This is a genomic window from Olsenella sp. An293 (genome assembly GCF_002159495.1).
Lineage (GTDB): Bacteria > Actinomycetota > Coriobacteriia > Coriobacteriales > Atopobiaceae > Thermophilibacter.
Map to the genome: position 1 here is coordinate 111,647 of NZ_NFIT01000002.1, position 20,922 is coordinate 132,568.

Consider the following 20,922-nt stretch of genomic DNA (forward strand, 5'->3'; position numbering starts at 1 on the left):
GGCCCTGGCCGGGGCCGGCCACCCAAGGGCTCACACGACCACACCCTCTAGACAAGGAGGTTCGCATGTCCGCCATCGACGAAGTCACCCGCGAGAAGTGGATCATGAACACGTTCCCCGAGTGGGGCACCTGGCTCAACGAGGACATGGAGGCGGCTCAGCCCGCCCCCGGCACCGTCGAGATGTGGTGGCTCGGCTGCACCGGCATCTACATGAAGACCCCGGGCAACACCGCCATCACCATCGACCTCTGGACCGGCAACGGCAAGCGCTCCCACGGCAACGGCAAGATGGCCGTCGGCCACCAGATGGCCAACATGGCCGGCTGCCGCGCCATGCAGCCCAACCTGCGCAACATCCCCTACGTCTTCGATCCGTTTGCGATCAAGCACGTGGACGCGGTGCTGGCCACCCACTACCACCAGGACCACATGTCCAAGGAGTTCGCGGCCCACGTCATCCAGTCCGGCATGACCACCACCGACGCCGACGGCAACGAGATCCCCGTGCCGTTCATCGGCCCCAAGAAGTCCGTCGAGTTCTGGCTCAAGTGGGGCGTGCCCGAGGAGCGCTGCATCACCGTCAAGCCGGGCGACAAGATCAAGGTCGGTGACATCGAGATCATCGCCATGGACTCGTTTGACCGCACCTGCATCACCACCACCGACTCCACCGGCCCCGACCGCGAGGACCTCTGGGGCAAGTGCCCGATGGACATGGACGAGAAGGCCGTGAACTACCTGCTGCGCACGCCCGGCGGCAACATCTACCACAGCGGCGACTCCCACTACTCCATCTACTTCGCCAAGCACGGCAAGGACATCGCCAAGGAGTACGGCGGCGTCGACGTGGCCTTTGGCTCGTACGGCTGCAACCCCATGGGCATGCAGGACAAGATGGAGGCCTCCGACATCATCCGCATGGCCGAGGCCCTCAAGTGCAAGGTCGTCATCCCCATCCACTGGGACGTCTGGACCAACTTCGAGGCCGACCTGCGCGAGATCGAGGTCCTCTACAACATGCGCAAGGAGCGCCTGGGCTACACCTTCAAGCCCTACTACTGGAAGGTCGGCGGCCACTACACCTACCCGACCGACTTCGAGGCGGGCAAGAAGTACTTCGTCTACCAGCGCGGCTTCGAGGACTGCTTCGACGAGGAGCCCAACGTCCCGTTCCGCAGCGTTCTCTAGCGTCCCTCTCCGTGCCGGGCAGGCCGGATCTGCCCGGCATGGCTCCCCGAGGGGGCGACGCCGCGGGCGCGGGCGGAGGGGGTCCCGCATAGGGTCCGCCCGCGCCGCAGCGGCATTCCCCATTACCTGAACAACTGAAGAAACGGCAGTTCAAGGGGTCGGTCAAGCATGGCTGGCCGACCCCTTGGGGACGTCTGCGCAAAAACGCGCCGATCTTACCCGAGAGGAGAACAACGACGATGTCAAAGAAGTACCTGCTCGGCATGTACGAGAAGGCGGTCCCTGCCGAGCTCACCTGGATCGAGCGCCTCGAGGCGGCGCGCGAGTGCGGCTTCGACTACGTGGAGATCAGCGTCGACGAGTCGGACGCCCGTCTCTCCCGTCTCGAGTGGACGCCCGCCGAGCGCCGGCAGCTCGTGCGCAACATGGAGACCACGGGCACGCTGATACGGTCGCTGTGCCTCTCCGCGCACCGCAAGTACCCGCTCGGCGCGAGCGACCCCGAGACGGTGCGCCGCTCGCTCGACATCATGAAGAAGGCGCTCGACCTCGCCTGCGACCTGGGCGTGCGCACCATCCAGCTCGCCGGCTACGACGTCTACTACGAGCAGGGCTCCGACGAGACGCGCAAGCGCTTCGAGGAGAACCTCGCCAAGGCGGTCGAGATGGCGTCGCGCGCGGGCGTTCTTCTCGGCTTCGAGACCATGGAGACGCCGTTTATGGACACGGTCGAGAAGGCCATGGCCTACGTGAGCAAGATCGACAGCCCCTACCTGGGCGTCTACCCGGACATGGGCAACCTCACCAACGCCTCCTTCCTCTACGGCAAGAGCGTCGCCGACGACATCGTCACGGGCCGCGGGCACATCGTCGCCGCGCACTGCAAGGAGACCGTCGCCGGGAGGTACCGCGAGGTCCCCTTTGGCACCGGCACCACCGACTACGCCGGCGCTCTCGACGAGCTCGTCTCCCAGGGGGTGCGCCGCTACGTGGCCGAGATGTGGTACGTAGGCTCGGGCGCATGGCGCGAGGAGCTCTCCGCGGCGTCGACGTTCGTGCGCGGCAAGATCGACGCGGCCTTCGAGCGGGCGGGGCTCTAGCATGGACGCCGCCGGCGCCGTCGCGTTCTTCGACATCGACGGCACGCTCGTCTACCGCGACGAGCGTCATCTCAACGGCGTGCCGAGCGCGCGCGTCCGCGCGGCGCTCGAGGGGTTCGTTGCGGCCGGCGGGTCCTGCGTGCTGTGCACCGGAAGGCCCCAGGGGCTGGTGGTCCCCGAGGTGGCGTCGCTGCCCTTCTCGGGCTACGTCACGATGGACGGGGCGCACGTGGAGCGCGACGGCGTCGTCGTGCGCGACGTCGCCATGCCGCCCGAACTCGTGCGCCGCGCGCTCGAGGAGATGGAGCATCTGGACATCTCGATGATCATCGAGAGCGCCGAGCTCAACGTCTCGCTCGACCGTGGGGAGAACTGGTTTCCCCACGTCACCACCGTGCGCACGGCCCGCGAGGTGGAGGGGCTCAGGCCCGACCTGCGCTTCTCCAAGATCGTCTTCCACGACCACGAGCTCGAGAAGTACCTCTCGAGCGAGTTTCTCCGGGAGAGCTTTGTCCTCTATCGCCTGGGGGACGGGATGAACGAGGTCACGGTGGACGGCATCAACAAGGGCGCGGGGCTTCTCGCCTACGTGGACGCGCTGCCCGCCTCGCCGACGGTCACCCTCGCCTTTGGCGACTCGGAGAACGACCTGCCGATGCTCGAGGCGGCAGACGTGGGCGTGGTCATGGCAAACGCGCGGCCGCACGTGATCGAGCGCGTGCGGGCGGCCGGCGGGTGCGTGACGACGGACGTCCTCGACGACGGCGTCGCCCACGCCCTCGAGCACTTTGGACTCATTTGACGAGCGGGCGTGACCGTCACGCCCGCGCGCCCGGAAAGGAGAGAAGCACATGATGCTCAAGGAGCTTCGCGAGAAGGTCTACGAGGCCAACATGGACCTCCCCAGGCACGGTCTGGTCGTGTTCACCTGGGGTAACGCCTCGGAGCTCGACCGCGAGAAGGGCCTCTTCGTGATCAAGCCCTCCGGCGTGGACTACGAGGACCTGTCCCCGGAGAACATGGTCGTATGCGACCTCGACGGCAAGGTCGTCGAGGGCGATCTCAACCCGTCTTCGGACACCGCCACCCACGCGGCGCTCTATCGCGCGTGGGGCAACGAGGTCGGCGGCGTGGTCCACACCCACTCCCGCTCGGCGTGCTCCTGGGCGCAGGCCGGCCGTGACATCCCCGCCTACGGCACCACCCACGCTGACTACTTCTACGGCCCCGTGCCCTGCATGCGCGGGCTCACCGAGGAGGAGATCGGGCGCGCCTACGAGCTCGAGACGGGCAACGTGATCGTCGAGGGCTTCGCCGAGCGCGGCATCGACCCGGTGGCCGTGCCCGCCGCGCTCGTGCGCAACCACGGCCCCTTCACGTGGGGCAAGGACGCTGCGGCCGCGGTCTATCACGCCGTCGTGGTGGAGGAGGTCGCGCGCATGGCGATCGACACCGAGGCGCTTGCACCACATTGTGGCCCCGTGCCCCAGTATCTTCTGGACAAGCATTACATGCGCAAGCACGGCCCGAACGCTTACTATGGACAGGGAGGGGCGCACTAGCGCGTTCTTCTCGGCTTTGTTTGGATTGAGGGCGCAGACGCGCCAAGACATGAAAGAGAGGGGTTTGCCATGAAGTTCTTCATCGACACCGCCGATCTCGACGAGATCAAGGAAGCTCTCTCCTGGGGCTGCCTCGCCGGCGTCACCACCAATCCGAGCCTGTACGCCCGCACCGGCGGCAAGCTCGCCGACTTCGAGGACCACATGGTCAAGATCGCTGAGCTCTGCGACGGCCTGCCCGTCTCCGCCGAGTCCCAGGCCAAGACCACCGAGGGCATGATCGAGGACGGCCGGCGCCTCTCCGCGCTCGCCCCCAACATCGTGGTCAAGCTGCCGATCTGCGCCGAGGCCCTGGCCGCCACGCACCAGCTCGCCTCCGAGGGCGTCCGCATCAACATGACGCTGGTCTTCTCGGCCACCCAGGCGCTTCTCGCCGCCAACGCCGGCGCGCGCTACATCTCGCCGTTCGTCGGTCGCTTCGACGACATCGCCGAGGACGGCATCTCCCAGCTCGCCGACGTCGTGGCCTGCATCGGCAACTACGACTGGACCGGCAAGAACGTCGACAACCAGGTCGAGATCATCACCGCCTCCGTCCGCACGCCCAACCACGTGACCCAGGCGGCCCTGCTCGGCGCCGACATCGCCACCGTGCCCTTCGGCGCGCTCAAGAAGTGCCTCAAGCACCCGCTGACCGACCAGGGCATGGCCGCATTCGACGCCGACTGGGCGAAAGTAGTGGCCGCCCAGTAGGCGACGGCTCGCCGACGCTTGTTCCACCTATGATTCGCTTGACAAACCGTGAGAAACGAGAAGGAGGCAGAATGACTGACACCGAGCTGAGGCGCGTTGCCAACGAGATCCGCAAGGGCATTCTCGTGGGCACGCACGCCGCCAAGTCGGGCCACCCCGGCGGGTCGCTGTCCGCCGCGGACCTCTTTGCGTACCTGTACTTCGAGGAGCTGAACGTCGACCCGGCCGACCCGAGGAAGGCCGATCGCGACCGCTTCGTCCTCTCCAAGGGCCACACGGCCCCCGGCCTCTACGCGGCGCTCGCCGAGCGCGGGTTCTTCCCCAAGGAGGACCTCGAGACCCTGCGCCACATCGGCAGCCACCTGCAGGGCCACCCCAACATGAACGACACCCCGGGCGTGGACATGTCCACAGGCTCGCTCGGCCAGGGCATCTCCGTCGCCGTGGGCATGGCGCTCGCGGCCAAGCACTGGGGCGACAGCTATCGCGTCTACACGCTGCTCGGCGACGGCGAGATCGAGGAGGGCCAGGTCTGGGAGGCGGCGATGTTCGCCGGCAACAACGGCCTAGACAACCTCGTCGTGATCGTGGACCACAACGGCCTGCAGATCGACGGCACCATCGAGGAGGTCAACTCCGCGATGCCCATCGCCGACAAGTTCCGCGCCTTCAAGTTCCACGTGATTGAACTCGCTGACGGCAACGACATGGCGCAGATCCGCGCCGCCTTCGCCGAGGCGCGCGAGGTCAAGGGACAGCCCGTGTGCATCGTCGCCGAGACGGTGAAGGGCAAGGGCGTCTCGTTCATGGAGAACCAGGTGGGCTGGCACGGCAAGGCCCCCGACGACGAGCAGTTCGAGCAGGGCATGGCCGAGCTCGAGGCCGCTGGGAAGGAGCTCTAATGGCTGACGTCAAGAAGGTCGCCACGCGCCAGAGCTACGGCGAGGCCCTCGTGGAGCTCGGCGCCGAGCACGACGACTTCGTCGTCTTTGACGCTGACCTCGCGGCCGCCACGCAGACCGGCAAGTTCAAGGCCGCCTACCCCGACCGCTTCTTCGACGCGGGCATCGCCGAGTCCAACATGATGGGCCTGGCAGCCGGCGTCGCCACCACCGGCCGCGTGGCCTTTGCGAGCACCTTTGCGATGTTCGCCGCGGGCCGCGCCTTCGAGCAGGTGCGCAACTCCATCGGCTACCCGCACCTCAACGTGAAGATCGGCGCCACGCACGCCGGCATCTCCGTGGGCGAGGACGGCGCCACGCACCAGTGCAACGAGGATATCGCCCTCATGCGCACCATCCCGGGCATGACGGTCGTCGTTCCGGCCGACGACGTCGAGGCCAAGGCCGCCGTGCGGGCCGCCTACGAGACCGACGGCCCCGTCTACATGCGCTTCGGCCGCCTGGCCGTGCCGGTGTTCAACGACCCGGAGACCTACGAGTTCCAGCTGGGCAAGGGCGTCGTCCTGCGCGAGGGCACCGACGTCACCGTCGTTGCCTGCGGCCTCATGGTCGCCGAGGCCCTGGCCGCCGCCGACGAGCTCGCCGCCAAGGGCGTCTCCGCCGAGGTGATCAACATCCACACCATCAAGCCGCTCGACGAGGAGCTCGTCCGCGCGAGCGCCGCCAAGACCGGGCATGTGGTCACCGCCGAGGAGCACTCCGTGATCGGCGGCCTGGGCGACGCGGTGCTCGCGGCTCTGGCCGAGAGCCCCGTGCCCGTGCGCAAGCTCGGCGTGAACGACGTCTTCGGCGAGTCCGGCCCCGCCGTCGACCTGCTCCACAAGTACCACCTCGACGCCGCTGGCATCGTCGCTGCCGTCGAGGGCCTTCTCGCCAAGTAGCGCCATCGACGGGCGCGCCGGGGACGGCTTCCCCGACGCGCCCTCTTTTGCCAGGGGGAACAACATGAAGCTTGCCATCGGAAACGACCACACCGCGCTCGCCATCAAGGCCGAGGTCGTCGAGCACCTGCGCGACCGCGGCGTCGAGCTCGTGGACGTGGGCACCAACAGTCCGGAGAGCTTCGACTACGCCATCAGCGGCTACCGCGTCGGCCGCCTCGTCGCCGACGGCGAGGTCGACGGCGGCGTGCTCATCTGCGGCACGGGCGTGGGCATCAGCCTCGCGGCCAACAAGGTCGACGGCGTGCGCGCCTGCGTGTGCTCCGAGCCGTACTCCGCCGAGCTCTCGAAGCGCCACAACAACAGCAACGTCATCTGCTTCGGCGCGCGCGTGATCGGTCCGGAGATGGCCAAGTGCATCGTGGACGCGTGGATGGACGCCGAGTTCGAGGGCGGCCGCCACGCCCGCCGCGTGGGCCAGATCATGGAGATCCAGGACACGCAGCGCCTTGCTGCCGCGGAGTAGTAGCGACCGAGGCCCTGGGGCTGCCCGGGGCCTCGAATTGTTTCGAGACGGAGTCTCTTCTCGCCGCCCCTGCGCGGCTGGCCTACACTCAGCCACGTCAGACAGCCGCGGGCCAATAGCCCGCGCCCGCTCAACTACTGAGGAGGCCAACGTTGATGAACGTTCACAGCGCGCACGCATGTGCCGCCCTCCTCACTGCCCGACGCCAGATGCGACGAATCTCGCCCGCGATGTCGCGCGCGACGCTCTAGCTTGACGGTTCTTCTCGACAGACCGAGCTCCTGCGCCCCGCGACGTCGGGGCATTTCTGTGTAGACGCATCCAACCTAGCACCCAACCCAAAGCGAAAGGGAAACAACATGGCAGAGAAGGAAAAGGTCGTCCTTGCGTACTCCGGCGGACTGGACACGTCCGTCATCGTCAAGTGGCTGCAGATCGAGAAGAACCTCGACGTCATCGCCATCTGCGGCAACGTGGGCCAGGACGAGAAGGACCTCTCCTGGATCAAGCAGAAGGCCCTCGACATGGGCGCCATCGCCTCCGAGGCCATCGACATGCGCGCCGAGTACGCCGAGAAGATCCTCTCCAAGGCGATCTGGGCCAACGGCAAGTACGAGGGCGTCTACCCGCTGCTCTCCGCGCTGTCCCGCCCGCTGATCTCCAAGCACCTCGTGGACATCGCGCACCAGTACGGCGCCAAGTACATCGCCCACGGCTGCACCGGCAAGGGCAACGACCAGGTGCGCTTTGAGACCTGCATCCGCGCGCTCGACCCCGAGCTCGAGATCATCGCGCCCGTGCGCGAGTGGGACCTCACCACGCGCGACTCCGAGATGGAGTGGGCCGAGGCCAACGGCGTGCCCGTGCCCACCACCAAGAAGAAGCCCTACTCCATCGACGACAACCTCTGGGGTCGCGCGATCGAGTGCGGCGTGCTCGAGGACACCTGGAACAAGCCGCCCGCGGACATCTGGACGATGACGGCCAACCTGGAGGACTGCCCGAACGAGCCCGAGGAGGTCGTGATCACCTTCGAGCAGGGCATCCCGACCGCCATCAACGGCGAGAAGATGGACCTGCTCAGCCTCATTATCAAGGCCAACGAGATCGCCGGCCGCAACGGCTACGGCCGCATCGACATGATCGAGGACCGTGTCGTGGGCATCAAGAGCCGCGAGTGCTACGAGTGCCCGGCCGCCCTGCTGCTCATCCAGGCTCACCAGACCCTCGAGCAGCTCTGCCTCGATGCCGAGACGCTCAAGCAGAAGGCCAAGATGGATGTCGAGTGGGCATCGACCGTCTACCGCGGCCTGTGGTTCTCCCAGAACCGCAACGCCATCGACGCGTACAACGCCTACACGCAGAAGTTCGTGAGCGGCGACGTCCGCATCATCCTGTGCAAGGGCGGCCTGTTCGTTGACGGCGTGCGCTCCGACTACAGTCTCTACGACTACAACCTCGCCACCTACGACGAGGGCGACACCTTCGACCACAGCGCCGCCGAGGGCTTCATCGTCCTGCATGGCCTGCAGTCCAAGACTTGGTCCAAGGTCCAGGGCCCCGGCTCCGGCCTCCAGCCGGTCCACTAGTCTGTTAATTGGGGACAGTCCCCAACGTGCAGAAAAGCCGAATCGGCCGGCGGAAGGTTCCCTTCCGCCGGCCGTTTTTGCCGTCGCGCATCGGTCTACTCGGCCGCCCCCAAAATTAACGGGCACAAAGACGGCAATTGTGAGCGAAGGACCAGCAAAACACCAGTTGGCGTTTACGAGATAAGTCGTTCGTGCCCGTTAATTTTGGGGGCGGCCGAGTAGACCCCCATTCCGCCTAGTAGTTTCCGAGCGATATGCCGCCCGCCCACGGATAGAGCGACCAGATGAGCCGCTGCCTGCGCGCAGCATGGGGTTGCTCGAGGGCTCGTCGTGTCGCCGCCCCCGTCTCGCCGCTCGCGCCGGCGAGCTGTTCGGCGGCAATGACCGCCTCAAGCACCACGGAGTCGAGACCTCCTAACTCCATGAGGTCTTCGGCGACGATGGGGAGCACAATTCTTCCGCTTGCAAGAAGCTCTCTGTTGCGGCGCAGGTCATCGACGTATTTTTCCCGGACGCGAGCAAGTGCGGCCTTGAGCTCGTCCTTTTCGAGCCTCTCCACGTCAATCGAGCTGAGGTCTAGGTGCCCGTAGCCGTCGTAGTTGAGCCCAACGGGAAGATCTCCCAGCGAGATATCAGGCACCCTGGCCTTGTTCGTCACCCAGGGCCTGAGCTCCCGACCAATCAGCTCCCGCGCATTAAGCTCGATGTTTCGAATGCCAAACCCGTCGTCCTCGAGCGGACGGACGAGCACTAGTGCCACGAGCGCCTCCATTGCGGACCACGCATTGTCGCGGACGTTCTCGAGTGCTGCCAACGCGCGCTCCCTGCCCTTGACTCGACGGCAGGAGCGTACGTAACCCTTGATCTTCGCAACGTTGGTGAGTGGCGCCACTTCATGGACGACCCCGCCCGTCCGTGGGTTGGTCGCGTCGCGCACGAAAGTGCCGCACAGCTCATATCCCAGCAGCTCCAGGGCCGCGCGATCCATCACGCTGGCGAGCTCGAGGAAGAGGAGCTCGGGGCACGGGACGGTAAAGGTCTCGGATACGCGCGCAAATGATCCGCGCGGAATGCCCTCGCCGTAAACCGTGGTCGACATGAAGCGGGCCTTTGGCCGCGAACGGGCGTCTGGCGAGACGACGTAGATTGGGCGACTTTCGCTCGGGGGATTCAAAAGCCCAACAAGCTGGTAAGGGATGAGGCGTGAGGTCCACCGCCGCTGTGGCCAGGGGTCGGGAGCGGGGATGCCGCACGATTCCTTTGGCATGCTAAGCCCCTCGGCCCGAAGACTCCGGACGAGCGCGAGAGCGGTCAGGCTGTTAACGCACAGATGCATGCTAATTCCAAACATTAATAGACTACTACTATTAAAATAATAGTAGTAAATCAGCTATGTATACCTAACAATTTGAATATGAAATTAACAGGATTTGACGGAGTTCGGCGCAAGGTGCCGCCTTTGATAAGCTAGACGCGGCAAAAACACGAGGAAGGAGCAACCATGGCGCTTTGGGGAGGCAGGTTCGAGAAGGGCGTGGACCAGTTCACGCAGGAGTTCGGAGCAAGCCTCGAGGTCGACAAGAACATGGCGGCCCACGACATCGCCGGCAGCCGCGCGCACGCCCGGATGCTCGCCGAGCAGGGCATCATCTCCGGCGAGGACCAGGCCGCTATCGACGCGGGCCTCGCCGAGATCGCCGCGCAGATCGCGGACGGCACCTTCCCCTGGGACGTCAACGACGAGGACGTCCACATGGCCGTGGAAAGCGCGCTCACCCGCGCGATCGGGGCCCCGGGCGGGCGTCTGCACACCGGCCGCTCCCGCAACGACCAGGTCGCCACCGACATCCGCCTGCTCGCCAAGGAGCTCTGCGACCAGCTGCTCTCCGGCAACGCGGCCCTGCGCCGCGCCCTTCTGGAAGCCGCCGAGAAGAACCTCGACGTCGTGATGCCCGGCTACACGCACCTCCAGCACGCCCAGCCCGTGCTGCTCTCCCACCACCTGCTCGCGTATTTCTGGATGTTCACGCGCGACTTCACGCGCCTCACCGCCGCGCGTACGGCCGCGGACGCCAACCCGCTCGGCGCCGCGGCGCTCGCCGGCACCACCTACCCGCTCGACCGCGCGCGTACCACGGAGCTGCTGGGCTTCTCGGCCACGATCCCCAACTCGCTCGACGCCGTCTCCGACCGTGACTACCTGCTCGACCTTGAGTACGCCTGCGCCGTGAGCATGATGCACCTCTCGCGCCTGTGCGAGGAGATCGTGCTGTGGAGCTCTACGGAGTTTGGCTTCATCACGCTCTCGGACAGCTACTCCACCGGCTCCTCGATCATGCCGCAGAAAAAGAACCCCGACTTCGCCGAGCTCACGCGCGGAAAGTGCGGCCGCGTCTACGGCGACCTGATGGCGCTGCTCACCACCATGAAGTCGCTGCCGCTGGCCTACAACAAGGACCTCCAGGAGTGCAAGGAGGGCCCGCTCGACGCCGCGCGCACGCTCTCGGACTGCATGGAGATCGCCGCGGGCATGATCGAGACCATGACGGTGAACGCCGACGTCATGCTCGCCCAGGCGGGCACGGGCTTCTCTGCCGCCACGGACGTGGCCGACTACCTCGCCAAGAAGGGCATGCCGTTCCGCGAGGCGCACCGCGTGGTGGGCGAGCTCGTCCTCTATTGCGAGAAGAACCACAAGGGCCTCGAGGACCTCACGCCCGAGGAGTTTGCCGCGGCGAGCCCGCTCTTCGAGGCGGACATCGCACAGGACCTGGATCCCGCCGGCATCGCAAACGCCCGCGTGACCTATGGCGGCACCGGTCACGATGCGGTTGTCGTGCAGCTTGGCGAGGCGCGCGCGTCGCTTGGGGAGGACGAGGCCGCCCTGCGGTAGAATCAGATCGGAACACGCGCACGCGAGCAAAGACGCCGAGGAGGCCTCCATGATCGACCGCTACACCCGTCCCGAGATGGGCCACATCTTCTCCCTCGAGAACAAGTACCGCATCTGGCAGGAGATCGAGGTCCTGGCCTGCGAGGCGCACGCCGAGATGGGCAAGATCGGCATCACCCGCGAGGAGGCCGCCTGGATCCGCGAGCACGCGGACTTCAACAAGGACGAGGTCGACGCCATCGAGGCCGTGACCAACCACGACGTCATCGCGTTTCTCACCAACATGGGCGAGTACATCGACCGCGACGTGCCGGAGGGCGAGCCCAAGCCGTCCCGCTGGGTCCACTTTGGCATGACCTCCTCCGACCTCGGCGACACCGCCCTCTGCTACCAGCTCGTCCAGGCTACCGACATCCTCATCGAGGACTGCAAGAAGCTCGGCGAGATCTGCCGCCGCCGCGCCTTCGAGGAGCGCGATACCCTCTGCGTGGGCCGCACGCACGGCATCCACGCCGAGCCCATGACCTTTGGCATGAAGTTCGGCAGCTGGGCCTGGGAGCTCAAGCGCGACTACGACCGCCTCAAGGACGCCCGCGCCAACGTGGCCTTTGGCGCGATCTCCGGCGCGGTGGGCACCTACTCCTCCATCGACCCCTTCGTCGAGGAGTACGTCTGCGAGCACCTGGGCCTCGTGCACGATCCGCTGTCCACGCAGGTCATCTCCCGCGACCACCACGCCTATCTCGCCGGCGTCCTGGCCACCACGGCGGCCACCTGCGAGCGCATCGCCACCGAGATCCGCAACCTCCAGAAGACCGACACCCTCGAGGCTGAGGAGCCGTTCCGCAAGGGCCAGAAGGGCAGCTCGGCCATGCCGCACAAGCGCAATCCCATCACTGTCGAGAAGGTCTGTGGCCTCTCCCGCGTGGTCAAGGCCAACGCGCAGGTCGCCTTTGACAACGTGGCGCTCTGGCACGAGCGCGACATCAGCCACTCCTCCGCGGAGCGCGTGGCCCAGGCGGACAGCTTCATCGCGCTCGACCACATGTTCCAGTGCCTCACGCGCATCGTGGACGGCCTCATCCTCTACCCGGCGCAGATGCTCGCCAACCTCAACAAGACGCGCGGGCTGATCTTCTCGTCCAAGGTGCTTCTCGCTCTGGTTGAGACCGGCATCACCCGCGAGGAGGCCTACGCCATCGTGCAGGAGAACGCCATGGCCACGTGGCGCGAGGTCCAGCAGTGCGCCGGCGGCACCACGTTCCGCGAGAAGCTCGAGGCCGACCCGCGCTGCACCGTGCCCGCCGCCGAGCTCGACGCGATCTTCGACCCGCGCGCCTTCCTCATCCGCGCCGGCGTGGTTTTTGACCGCCTTGAGCAGCTGAGCTTCGAGTAACCGACAAGAACCGGACGCGGGAGGGGCGTCCCCTTTCCGCATCTGAGAGGAGAAGAACCATGCACTTTGACTACACCCCGCGCGGCGTCTGCTCGCGCGCCATCCACATCGACCTCACCGACGACGGCAAGACCATCGAGGCAGTCTCCTTCGAGGGCGGCTGCAACGGCAACCTCAAGGCCGTGAGCAAGCTCGTCGCCGGCCACCAGGTCGACGAGATCGTGGGGATCCTCTCGGGCAACACCTGCGGCCCCCGCAACACCTCGTGCGCCGACCAGCTTTCCCGTGCGCTGACGGAGGCCTCGGCCGCGGCCCAGCAGGCCTGAGCGTGCGCGCGGCAAAGCTGACAAGACGCTCCTTCTTCAAGACCGCTGCCGCTGGCGGGGTCATTGCCGCCGCGGTGGGGGTCCTGCCCGGCTGCACGCACGGTCCCGACGAGATCGACGCGGACCCCACGGTCGTGGGCGAGGACTCCGCAGAGAGCGTGCTCGAGTCGTTCACCCAGGCGGACTCCCCGCTCGCCGAGGAGCACAGCTGGACGCTGCCGCTCGGCAACGTCCTGCGTCCCGCCGAGGGCGCCTGGGCGCCTGTGATCACGGCGGGCTCGTCCGCCACGCCCATGGTCAAGGCCTCGGCCCTCTCGCTCTCGTCGGGAACGCTCGTGGAGGTCGTTCCCGCGCCGCTCGGCACCGCCGCGACGACCGTCATCTATGACGTCCGCTGCTCGGACTCCGCCTACGCCTGGGTCGAGCTCGACCTCGTGACGCGCGCCTGGGCGCTCTACGCCTCCGCCTTCTCTGACGGCCAGCTCTCGGGCGACACCAAGATGCTCTGGGAGGGCGCGGCCGACTACGACCCGGCCCCCTTCGCCGTCTCGGGCTCGAGCGTGATCTGGCAGGTCCAGCCCTCGACCAGTGGCTCCAAGACCACCGAGCACTCGCTGTGCTACCTCTGGCACCTCGGCGACTCCGACGCCCAGTCGGTGGTCGAGTCCCCGGGGCGCTTCGCGACGGCGCCCACGGTCAGCGCCGGGACGGTGGTCCTGGCGCCGCGCGTCCACGATGACGAAGGCGTCTTCTATGGCGTCACGGCCTACGCGCTCTCGGATGACCTCAAGACCAAGGTCGACCAGCTCGTCATGCCCGCGAGCGTGCGGCCGTTTCGTGCCGCCCGCGTGGGCGAGCGGTTTCTCGTATCGGTTGAGGCCAGCTACAGCTCGGGTGGCCTGCTCAGCAAGATGGGCACCTACATGGGCACCTCCTCGGCGGGCTTCGTCAAGCTCGACCGCGAGCCATCGGAGTGCGGCTGCGGCAAGGACGACCTCTTCGTCATCAAGAGCAACTCGTCCTACCTCGTCATTAACCTGGCCGACAAGACCTACTCGTCGCTTGCCTCCGTCGACCGCGCGGTCGACTACGGCGAGTTCCCGGCGCGCGCGGGCGAGTGCGACCAGTTCGTGACCTTCTCGACCGTCAAAGACCCCGACACCGGCTACCCCGCTTCCGTCACGGTGCGCACCTTCCGCCTGTAAGAGGGAATCTTCGGCCGTCGGCTGGGGTACACTAAAGGTGCTTACGGCCGAACCCCGGCGACGACAAGGCAACAGGGAGGCCAACATGGCTTCAGACGAGAAGAAGATCCTGCTGGTTGAGGACGAGAAGGCCATCCGCGACGCCGTCGCGGCCTACCTCGAGCGCGAGAACTACATCGTGCGCGGGGTCGGTGACGGCCAGAGCGCGGTCGAGGAGTTCGAGAAGCACACCTTCGACCTCGTCATCTTGGACCTCATGCTGCCCAAGCTCTCGGGCGAGCGCGTCTGCCGCGCCATCCGCGAGACCTCCAACGTGCCCATCATCATGCTCACCGCAAAGGGCGAGGTCGAGGACCGCATCATCGGCCTGGAGCTCGGCGCGGACGACTACCTCATCAAGCCCTTCTCGCCGCGCGAGCTCGTCGCCCGCGTGCGCGCGCTGCTGCGCCGCGCCCACACCGAGTCCGAGCCCCAGCTCGAGGTCCTGGACTTCGGCGACCTGGTGATCGACATCTCCGGCCACAAGGTGCTCGTCGAGGGGCGCGAGGTCGACCTCACCGCCTCTGAGTTCAAGCTGCTTACCACCCTCGCGCGCTACCCCGGTCGCGTCTACACGCGCATGGAGCTCGTCGAGAAGGTCCTGGGCTACGACTTCGAGGGCTACGAGCGCACGATCGACTCCCACGTGAAGAACCTGCGCGCCAAGCTCGGCGACGACCCGCGCAACCCGCGCTGGCTCTACACGGTCCACGGCGTCGGCTACCGCTTCGAGGCGCCCGAGAAGGCCGCCGACAAGAGCGGCCGCTAGGGGGCGGACATGTCGGCGCGCTTCGAGACGGGCGGTGCCGAGACCCCCGAGGAGGACGCCCCCAAGAAGCGCTCCTCCCGCAGCTCGTGGAACACCATCAAGCCCTCGCCCAAGCGCGGGCGCCCGTATGCGACGAGCCTCACCATCGCCTTTGCCCTCACGGCCGTCATGACGGCCGTGGTCTTGGCCGTGGTCCTGGCGGTGGTGTGGGAGCGGCAGTTCACGGCGTACACCCGCCAGAACATGCAGGCCATCGCCGACTCCACCTCGGCGACCATCTCCGAGTCCTACCAGCGAACGGGCGTGATTGACGACGCCGTCGCCGCCGAGGCGGCCGCCGCGGCCTCGAGCCTCTCGCCCGACATCGTGGTCCAGATAACCGACGTCAACAACCGGGTCCTCTACGACGACACGTGGGCCGGGTCGCGCGCCTCGTCCGGCCGCCCCAAGGCGCCCTCGGTGGTGCCCACGACGCAGGGCGCGCTCGTCACCTCCTCGATCGTGGACGCCAACGGCAAGACGGTGGGCACCGTCCGGCTCTGGGCGCTCGGCTCCGATGCGCTGCTCACCAAAAGCGATGCCTCCTTCCGTGCCAACTCCTACGGCGCCATCGTCACGGCTGCTGCGATCGCCGCGATCATCGCCTGCGTGATCGGCTACTTCGTCTCGCGCGGCATGGCTCGCCCCATCCAGCGCATCACCTCAACTGCCAAGCAGATCAGAAACGGAGACCTCACGGCTCGCACGGGGGTGACCGGCCCCGACGAGATCGGCCAGCTCGGAGAGACCTTCGATGACATGGCGAGCACCATCGAGCGCGACATCAAGCTCGAGCACCGCCTCACCGGCGACGTGGCTCACGAGCTGCGCACCCCGCTCATGGCCATGCAGGCCACGGTCGAGGCCATGCAGGACGGCGTGCTGCCCGCCGACGACGAGCACTTCGAGGTCGTGGCCTCCGAGGTCCGTCGCCTCTCGCGCCTCATCGACGCCATGCTCAAGCTCTCGCGCCTCGAGAACGGCTCGACGGAGTTCAACTGCGAGCGAACCGACGTCGCCTACCTCGTCAAGGGCCTCGTCTCCTCCCAGCACCAGCTCTTCCACGAGAAGGGCCTCCACTTGCGCTACGTCGACGAGACGCCGCACGGCGAGCTCTACGCCGACGTCGACCCCGACCTCCTGCGCGAGGCGATCGTCAACCTCATGAGCAACGCCATGCGCTACACCAACCCCGACGGCTGGGTGAAGGTGTCGCTTCGTCAGGACCGCTCCGACATCCTCATCTCGGTGCAGGACACGGGCATCGGCATCGCCAAGGAGGACATCCCGCAGACCTTCGCGCGCTTCTGGCGCTCGGACGTGAGTCGCGAGCGCGCCTCGGGCGGACTGGGCGTGGGCCTGGCCATCACCAAGGAGATCGTCGACCGTCACAACGGCACGATCCTCGTCGAGTCCGAGGTCGGCAAGGGCACCACATTTACACTTCGCATCCCCCAGCGCCGGTCCCGCAAGCCGCAGGACAAGTAGCCCTCTCTGCCCGCCGGCCCGAGGTTCTTCTCCCCGCTCAGACAGCTTCGCTGCGCAAAGAACTCGCGGATGAGAAGAACCTCGGGCCGGCGGGTCCCGTGCTGCCACTGTCCTGCGGCGGCACGTCCGCTGGGTTCGATACTTATAACCATTTTTCGGGCCCGCCGGGTCCTTCTCCGTGCGAAGAGGACTGTTTGAGCACGGAGAAGGACCCGGCGGGCAGGGAACGGTATACTAATGGGTTGTTGCAAGACGTCGAAAGGATGCCGAGATGGCTGAGATGGAGCTTCGTCCGGATTCGCACGGTAAGGTGCGGGACATCTACGACTGCGGGGACAGCCTGCTCATGGTCGCGTCCGACCGCATTAGCGCCTACGACTTCATTCTTCCCGACGAGATCCCCCACAAGGGCGAGATTCTCACGCGCATCTCGGCGTTTTGGTTCGAGCGCTTCCAGGACCTCATCCCCAACCACATGATCTCCTGCGACGTGGCGGACCTGCCCGAGGAGTTCAAGCCCTACGCCGACTACCTCGCAGGGCGCTCCATGCTCGTGAAGAAGGCCCAGACCGTGCCCATCGAGTGCATCGTCCGCGGTTACCTCACCGGCTCCGGCAAGAAGACCTACGACGAGGACGGCACCGTCTGCGGCATCAAGCTGCCCGACGGCCTGACCGAGGCCTCCAAGCTTCCCGAGCCCATCTTCACGCCCTCGACCAAGGCTGAGCTCGGCGACCACGACGAGAACATCTCCTTCGAGCGCTGCTGCGAGATCGTGGGCACCGAGGTTGCCGAGCAGCTGCGCGACGCCTCGCTCTCCATCTACAAGGCGGCCGCCGACTATGCCGCCGAGCAGGGCATCATCATCGCCGACACCAAGTTCGAGTTTGGTTTCATCGACGGCAAGCTCACCCTCATCGACGAGTGCCTCACGCCCGACTCCAGCCGCTTCTGGCCCGCCGAGGGCTACGAGGAGGGCAAGGTCCAGCCCAGCTACGACAAGCAGTACGTGCGTGACTGGCTGCGCGCCAACTGGGACATGACCGGCGAGCCGCCGCGCATTCCCGCTGAGGTCATCGAGGGCACTTCTCGCCGCTATCAGGAGGCCTTCCAGATCATCACCGGCACCGAGTTCGTGCCGGCGCACGCGTAAGGAGATCAATGTCACTGCGAGACACCATCGACGGCGCCCGTCGCGAGGCGGAGGGCAACGCCGTCGGGCGCCCCAAGAAGGAAGCCGAGAACATCGGTGCCGGCGAGGAGGAGAAGAAGGGCTTCTCGCGCAGCTCCGCCGCAAAGGCGCGCCCGTCCCGCGAGGCCGCCTCGTCCGTCCGCATGGCGTCCAAGCCCAAGAGCAGCGCCGTCCCCGGAACGGAGAGCAAGGAGGAGAAGCGCGAGCGCAAGCGTCGCGAGCGCGAGGAGCAGGACTTCCGTAACCGCGCCTACGACCTGCTGCTTCGCAGCAACCCAGACTACAAGCGCACCGAGCGCGTGTTCTGGATCATCCTGGGCATCGGCCTGGCGCTGGCGGTCATCTCGCTCGTCTGTGTCTACCTCTTTGGCCAGGACCCGGACATGGGCTCGTGGGAGGGCATCCTCTCCGTGGGCTCGCTCGTCGCGGCCTACGGCTTCATGATCGCGAGCTTCTTCTACGACTGGGCCAAGCGCCGTCCCTATCGCAAGGAGACCGAGGGCCGCGTCCGTGGCCTCTCCGACAAGAAGCTCCTCGAGCTGCTCGAGAAGGCGCGCGCCGAGGAGGACGCCAAGAAGAAGTAGGCGCTCCGCGCGTCTGGGTGCTAGAATAGCGTTCCACGCCTTCGTAGCTCAGGGGATAGAGCACCGCTCTCCTAAAGCGGGTGTCGGCCGTTCGAATCGGCCCGGGGGCACCAGAGAGATCGCAGGCCGGGGTTGGCAAGCTGCCCCGGCCTGCTATTTTGTCGCGGGCTCTTCTCGGCTCCGTCCCGTTCTCCGCGAAGAAACCGCAGTTGGATACGCTAACATCGCCCCTGGACCGCGATTTTTTCGCGGAGAACCAGAGGAGTGTCGCCGGGCGAGAAGAACGACGGAGCCAACGAGAAGCGCCCGCGCCCCGAAGCAAGGGGCGCGGGCGCTCGCGCGTCGCGTGGGGGAGCCTAGAAGAACAGGCCGGCGCCGTTGCCGATCAGGTCTCGTTTGCGTTGGTCTCACCGGAGTCGGTGTCCGTCCCCGTGTTGGGGTCGGTCTGGCCGCCGTTGCCGTAGTCGCCGGTCTCGGAGCCTCCACCGTTGCCCCCGCCGGTGGTCTCGGACTGCGTGGTGAGCGTGATCGTGGCGCCGTAGGTGGCCGAGTTGTAGACGGACTGGTCGATGACGGTGCCGTTGGCGCTGCTGCCCACCGCGAGCTGGACCACGAAGCCCTGGCTCGAGAGCATCGAGCTGGCGGTGCTGTAGCTGTAGCCAATGACGTAGGGGACGGTCACGGTCTCCACGGGCTCGGGCCCGAGCGAGATATAGATGGTCACCTCGCGGCCCTCCTCCACGGAGGTGCCGGCGGCGGGGTCGGTTCGGATGACGGTGCCCTCGGCGTCGCCGTCGCTGTGGGCGTAGTCGCGCTTGACCACGAGCCCGAGCTTGGCGAGGTCGCTCTCGGCGGAGTCGGCGTCGTGGCCCGTGACGTCAGGGACGTCGACCGTGCCTGCGCCGGAGGACAGGTGGAAGGTGATGGTGCTGCCGCGCGCGATCATCTCGCCCGGCTCGGTGTCCTGGGCGCAGACCTTGCCGGCCTCGATGTTGCCGTCCTCCTGGTCCTCGCCCTTACGACCCAGCAGGCCGTACTCCTCGCAGCGGTCCATCGCCTCCTCCTCGGTGAGGTTCTTGAGGTCGGGCACGGCGACCTTGTCGACGGGGCTCTCGCCGCTCGAGACGCGGATGTTGATCTTGGAGCCCTCCTCGGCCGTCTGCGTGGAGGTCGGGCTCTGTTCGACGACCTTGCCCTCCTCGTACTCGGCCGAGTAGGTGGTCTTGACGTCGCCGACCTCGAAGCCGCTCTCGCGAATCTTGTCGATGGCCTCCTCCTGGTCCATGCCAATGAGGTTGGGCACCGGGCGCATCGCGGCTCCGGTCTGCAGCGCCGAAATGACGACAAACGCGGCCACGGCGACGGCGACGAGCGCGCCGATGACGCCGAGCACCACGTTACGGCGGTGCTTGCGCTGCCGGGCGGCCTCCTCCTCCGCCGCCTGCTCGGTCGCGCTCTGGGCGCGGTAGCGGTTGGTGCGCTCGACGCGCGGCATCGAGGCGGTCCCGCTCGTCACGGGCTGCACGCCCGCGCCGCGGTCGATCTTGTTGGTGGCCTGCGCCGCGAGCATGGCGGTGGCGCTGTTGACGGCCTGCATGCGCCCGGCGAGGTAGTCGCGCAGGGTGTGATAGAGCTCGTCGGCCGTCTGGAAGCGCGCGGCGGGGTTCTTCTGCATGCACTTGAGGATGATCGACTCGAGGGACGGGTCGACGGCGGGGTTGAGCTGGCTGGGCGGCTTGGGCTGCTCGTTGACTTGCTTGAGCGCCACGGAGATGGCGTCGTCGCCCTGGAAGGGGACCTGGCCGGTAGCCGCCTCGTACATCACGATGCCGAGGGAGTAGATGTCGGTCGTGGGGCCGAGCTCCTTGCCCTGGGTCTGCTCGGGCGAGACGTAGTGGGCGGTACCGAGCACCGAGTTGTCCTGGGTGAGGTGGCTGTTCTTGGCGCGCGCGATGCCGAAGTCCATCACCTTGATGTTGCCGTCCGGCTGCACCATGATGTTCTGCGGCTTGATGTCGCGGTGGATGATGTCGTGCTTGTGCGCCACCGAGAGCGCCTGGGCGATCTGGGAGCCAATCTGCGCGACCTTCTTGCAGTCGAGGGCCCCGTGCTTGCGGATGCCGCTCTTGAGGTCGGTGCCGCGCAGGTACTCCATGACGATGTAGTAGGTGTCGGCGTCCTTGCCCCAGTCGTAGACCGAGACGATGTAGGGGCTCTGCAGCGCGGCGGCCGCCTGGGCCTCCTGCTTGAAGCGAGCGGCGAAGGAGGGGTCGCTGGCGTACTGGGGCAGCATCGTCTTGATGGCGACGGTGCGGCCGAGGACCTCGTCAAGCCCTCGGTAGACCGTGGCCATGCCGCCCGTGCCGATCTTGTCCTGTACCTGGTAGCGTCCGCCGAGAATCGTCCCTGGCATGCCGTCTCTCCCATC

Annotated in this window: 19 protein-coding genes and 1 tRNA gene; 18 read left to right on the forward strand and 2 right to left on the reverse strand. The window is 66.8% G+C overall.

The window, feature by feature from the left end; all coding sequences use genetic code 11:
• The first annotated feature begins 65 nt into the window (after positions 1-65).
• The 9 genes from ulaG (at position 66) to B5F85_RS01675 (ending at position 8,563) form a co-directional block, all read left to right on the forward strand.
• Positions 66-1,190: an L-ascorbate 6-phosphate lactonase gene (gene ulaG, locus B5F85_RS01635; RefSeq protein ID WP_087313762.1), complete on the forward strand. Its 1,125-nt coding sequence runs from the start codon at positions 66-68 to the stop codon at positions 1,188-1,190.
• A gap of 239 nt (positions 1,191-1,429) precedes the next feature.
• Positions 1,430-2,290 (forward strand): L-ribulose-5-phosphate 3-epimerase, encoded by an 861-nt coding sequence (locus B5F85_RS01640; RefSeq protein WP_087313764.1) that lies wholly within the window; start codon positions 1,430-1,432, stop codon positions 2,288-2,290.
• A gap of 1 nt (position 2,291) precedes the next feature.
• The gene (locus tag B5F85_RS01645; RefSeq protein WP_087313766.1) at positions 2,292-3,092 is read left to right on the forward strand and encodes an HAD-IIB family hydrolase; all 801 of its coding nucleotides are present in this window, start codon (positions 2,292-2,294) and stop codon (positions 3,090-3,092) included.
• Between the two features lie 49 nt (positions 3,093-3,141).
• Positions 3,142-3,852, forward strand: a complete 711-nt coding sequence (locus B5F85_RS01650) for an L-ribulose-5-phosphate 4-epimerase (protein ID WP_087313768.1) — start codon at positions 3,142-3,144, stop codon at positions 3,850-3,852.
• Between the two features lie 69 nt (positions 3,853-3,921).
• Positions 3,922-4,605, forward strand: a complete 684-nt coding sequence (locus tag B5F85_RS01655; RefSeq protein ID WP_087313770.1) for a transaldolase family protein — start codon at positions 3,922-3,924, stop codon at positions 4,603-4,605.
• Between the two features lie 71 nt (positions 4,606-4,676).
• Positions 4,677-5,507: a transketolase gene (locus B5F85_RS01660; RefSeq protein WP_087313773.1), complete on the forward strand. Its 831-nt coding sequence runs from the start codon at positions 4,677-4,679 to the stop codon at positions 5,505-5,507.
• Positions 5,507-6,448, forward strand: coding sequence for a transketolase C-terminal domain-containing protein (locus B5F85_RS01665; protein ID WP_087313775.1), 942 nt, complete (start codon positions 5,507-5,509; stop codon positions 6,446-6,448). The genes B5F85_RS01660 and B5F85_RS01665 overlap by 1 nt, the downstream gene beginning before the upstream one ends.
• A gap of 64 nt (positions 6,449-6,512) precedes the next feature.
• On the forward strand, positions 6,513-6,974 hold the full coding sequence (gene rpiB / locus B5F85_RS01670; protein WP_087313777.1) for a ribose 5-phosphate isomerase B: 462 nt from the start codon (positions 6,513-6,515) through the stop codon (positions 6,972-6,974).
• 359 nt (positions 6,975-7,333) lie between these two features.
• Positions 7,334-8,563 carry an argininosuccinate synthase gene (locus B5F85_RS01675; RefSeq protein WP_143786110.1) on the forward strand — a complete coding sequence of 410 codons (1,230 nt, stop codon included), beginning with the start codon at positions 7,334-7,336 and terminating at the stop codon, positions 8,561-8,563.
• Positions 8,564-8,798: 235 nt separating this feature from the next.
• Here the strand turns inward: B5F85_RS01675 and B5F85_RS01680 are convergent, their stop codons facing one another.
• Positions 8,799-9,662: a hypothetical protein gene (locus tag B5F85_RS01680; RefSeq protein WP_087313779.1), complete on the reverse strand. Its 864-nt coding sequence runs from the start codon at positions 9,660-9,662 to the stop codon at positions 8,799-8,801.
• Between the two features lie 402 nt (positions 9,663-10,064).
• On the opposite strand from B5F85_RS01680, the gene argH reads away from it, so the two are divergent.
• The 9 genes from argH (at position 10,065) to B5F85_RS01725 (ending at position 18,607) form a co-directional block, all read left to right on the forward strand.
• A complete protein-coding gene (argH, locus tag B5F85_RS01685) occupies positions 10,065-11,456 on the forward strand; it encodes an argininosuccinate lyase (protein WP_087313781.1) in 1,392 nt (463 codons plus the stop codon).
• Between the two features lie 49 nt (positions 11,457-11,505).
• A complete protein-coding gene (purB, locus tag B5F85_RS01690) occupies positions 11,506-12,852 on the forward strand; it encodes an adenylosuccinate lyase (RefSeq protein ID WP_087313783.1) in 1,347 nt (448 codons plus the stop codon).
• Between the two features lie 59 nt (positions 12,853-12,911).
• The gene (locus tag B5F85_RS01695; RefSeq protein WP_087313785.1) at positions 12,912-13,178 is read left to right on the forward strand and encodes a TIGR03905 family TSCPD domain-containing protein; all 267 of its coding nucleotides are present in this window, start codon (positions 12,912-12,914) and stop codon (positions 13,176-13,178) included.
• A 2-nt stretch (positions 13,179-13,180) separates the two neighbouring features.
• Positions 13,181-14,383: a Tat pathway signal protein gene (locus B5F85_RS01700; RefSeq protein ID WP_239386575.1), complete on the forward strand. Its 1,203-nt coding sequence runs from the start codon at positions 13,181-13,183 to the stop codon at positions 14,381-14,383.
• Positions 14,384-14,468: 85 nt separating this feature from the next.
• Positions 14,469-15,191, forward strand: a complete 723-nt coding sequence (locus B5F85_RS01705) for a response regulator transcription factor (protein WP_087313787.1) — start codon at positions 14,469-14,471, stop codon at positions 15,189-15,191.
• A gap of 9 nt (positions 15,192-15,200) precedes the next feature.
• On the forward strand, positions 15,201-16,718 hold the full coding sequence (locus B5F85_RS01710) for a HAMP domain-containing sensor histidine kinase (RefSeq protein WP_087313789.1): 1,518 nt from the start codon (positions 15,201-15,203) through the stop codon (positions 16,716-16,718).
• 271 nt (positions 16,719-16,989) lie between these two features.
• The gene (locus B5F85_RS01715; RefSeq protein WP_204204594.1) at positions 16,990-17,871 is read left to right on the forward strand and encodes a phosphoribosylaminoimidazolesuccinocarboxamide synthase; all 882 of its coding nucleotides are present in this window, start codon (positions 16,990-16,992) and stop codon (positions 17,869-17,871) included.
• Between the two features lie 8 nt (positions 17,872-17,879).
• Positions 17,880-18,494, forward strand: coding sequence for a hypothetical protein (locus B5F85_RS01720; RefSeq protein ID WP_087313791.1), 615 nt, complete (start codon positions 17,880-17,882; stop codon positions 18,492-18,494).
• A gap of 37 nt (positions 18,495-18,531) precedes the next feature.
• Positions 18,532-18,607 (forward strand) — tRNA-Arg (locus tag B5F85_RS01725).
• A gap of 272 nt (positions 18,608-18,879) precedes the next feature.
• On the opposite strand, the gene pknB is transcribed toward B5F85_RS01725, so the two are convergent.
• On the reverse strand, positions 18,880-20,907 hold the full coding sequence (gene pknB / locus B5F85_RS01730) for a Stk1 family PASTA domain-containing Ser/Thr kinase (RefSeq protein WP_087313793.1): 2,028 nt from the start codon (positions 20,905-20,907) through the stop codon (positions 18,880-18,882).
• Positions 20,908-20,922: the final 15 nt, after the last annotated feature.

What these genes read in the sequence shown, in the direction of transcription:
- ulaG (WP_087313762.1), top strand. Translation starts at nt 66, where the DNA reads ATGTCCGCCATCGACGAAGTCACCCGCGAGAAGTGGATCATGAACACG.
- B5F85_RS01640 (WP_087313764.1), top strand. Translation starts at nt 1,430, where the DNA reads ATGTCAAAGAAGTACCTGCTCGGCATGTACGAGAAGGCGGTCCCTGCC.
- B5F85_RS01645 (WP_087313766.1), top strand. Translation starts at nt 2,292, where the DNA reads ATGGACGCCGCCGGCGCCGTCGCGTTCTTCGACATCGACGGCACGCTC.
- B5F85_RS01650 (WP_087313768.1), top strand. Translation starts at nt 3,142, where the DNA reads ATGATGCTCAAGGAGCTTCGCGAGAAGGTCTACGAGGCCAACATGGAC.
- B5F85_RS01655 (WP_087313770.1), top strand. Translation starts at nt 3,922, where the DNA reads ATGAAGTTCTTCATCGACACCGCCGATCTCGACGAGATCAAGGAAGCT.
- B5F85_RS01660 (WP_087313773.1), top strand. Translation starts at nt 4,677, where the DNA reads ATGACTGACACCGAGCTGAGGCGCGTTGCCAACGAGATCCGCAAGGGC.
- B5F85_RS01665 (WP_087313775.1), top strand. Translation starts at nt 5,507, where the DNA reads ATGGCTGACGTCAAGAAGGTCGCCACGCGCCAGAGCTACGGCGAGGCC.
- rpiB (WP_087313777.1), top strand. Translation starts at nt 6,513, where the DNA reads ATGAAGCTTGCCATCGGAAACGACCACACCGCGCTCGCCATCAAGGCC.
- B5F85_RS01675 (WP_143786110.1), top strand. Translation starts at nt 7,334, where the DNA reads ATGGCAGAGAAGGAAAAGGTCGTCCTTGCGTACTCCGGCGGACTGGAC.
- B5F85_RS01680 (WP_087313779.1), bottom strand. Translation starts at nt 9,662, where the DNA reads ATGTCGACCACGGTTTACGGCGAGGGCATTCCGCGCGGATCATTTGCG.
- argH (WP_087313781.1), top strand. Translation starts at nt 10,065, where the DNA reads ATGGCGCTTTGGGGAGGCAGGTTCGAGAAGGGCGTGGACCAGTTCACG.
- purB (WP_087313783.1), top strand. Translation starts at nt 11,506, where the DNA reads ATGATCGACCGCTACACCCGTCCCGAGATGGGCCACATCTTCTCCCTC.
- B5F85_RS01695 (WP_087313785.1), top strand. Translation starts at nt 12,912, where the DNA reads ATGCACTTTGACTACACCCCGCGCGGCGTCTGCTCGCGCGCCATCCAC.
- B5F85_RS01705 (WP_087313787.1), top strand. Translation starts at nt 14,469, where the DNA reads ATGGCTTCAGACGAGAAGAAGATCCTGCTGGTTGAGGACGAGAAGGCC.
- B5F85_RS01710 (WP_087313789.1), top strand. Translation starts at nt 15,201, where the DNA reads ATGTCGGCGCGCTTCGAGACGGGCGGTGCCGAGACCCCCGAGGAGGAC.
- B5F85_RS01715 (WP_204204594.1), top strand. Translation starts at nt 16,990, where the DNA reads ATGGCTGAGATGGAGCTTCGTCCGGATTCGCACGGTAAGGTGCGGGAC.
- B5F85_RS01720 (WP_087313791.1), top strand. Translation starts at nt 17,880, where the DNA reads ATGTCACTGCGAGACACCATCGACGGCGCCCGTCGCGAGGCGGAGGGC.
- pknB (WP_087313793.1), bottom strand. Translation starts at nt 20,907, where the DNA reads ATGCCAGGGACGATTCTCGGCGGACGCTACCAGGTACAGGACAAGATC.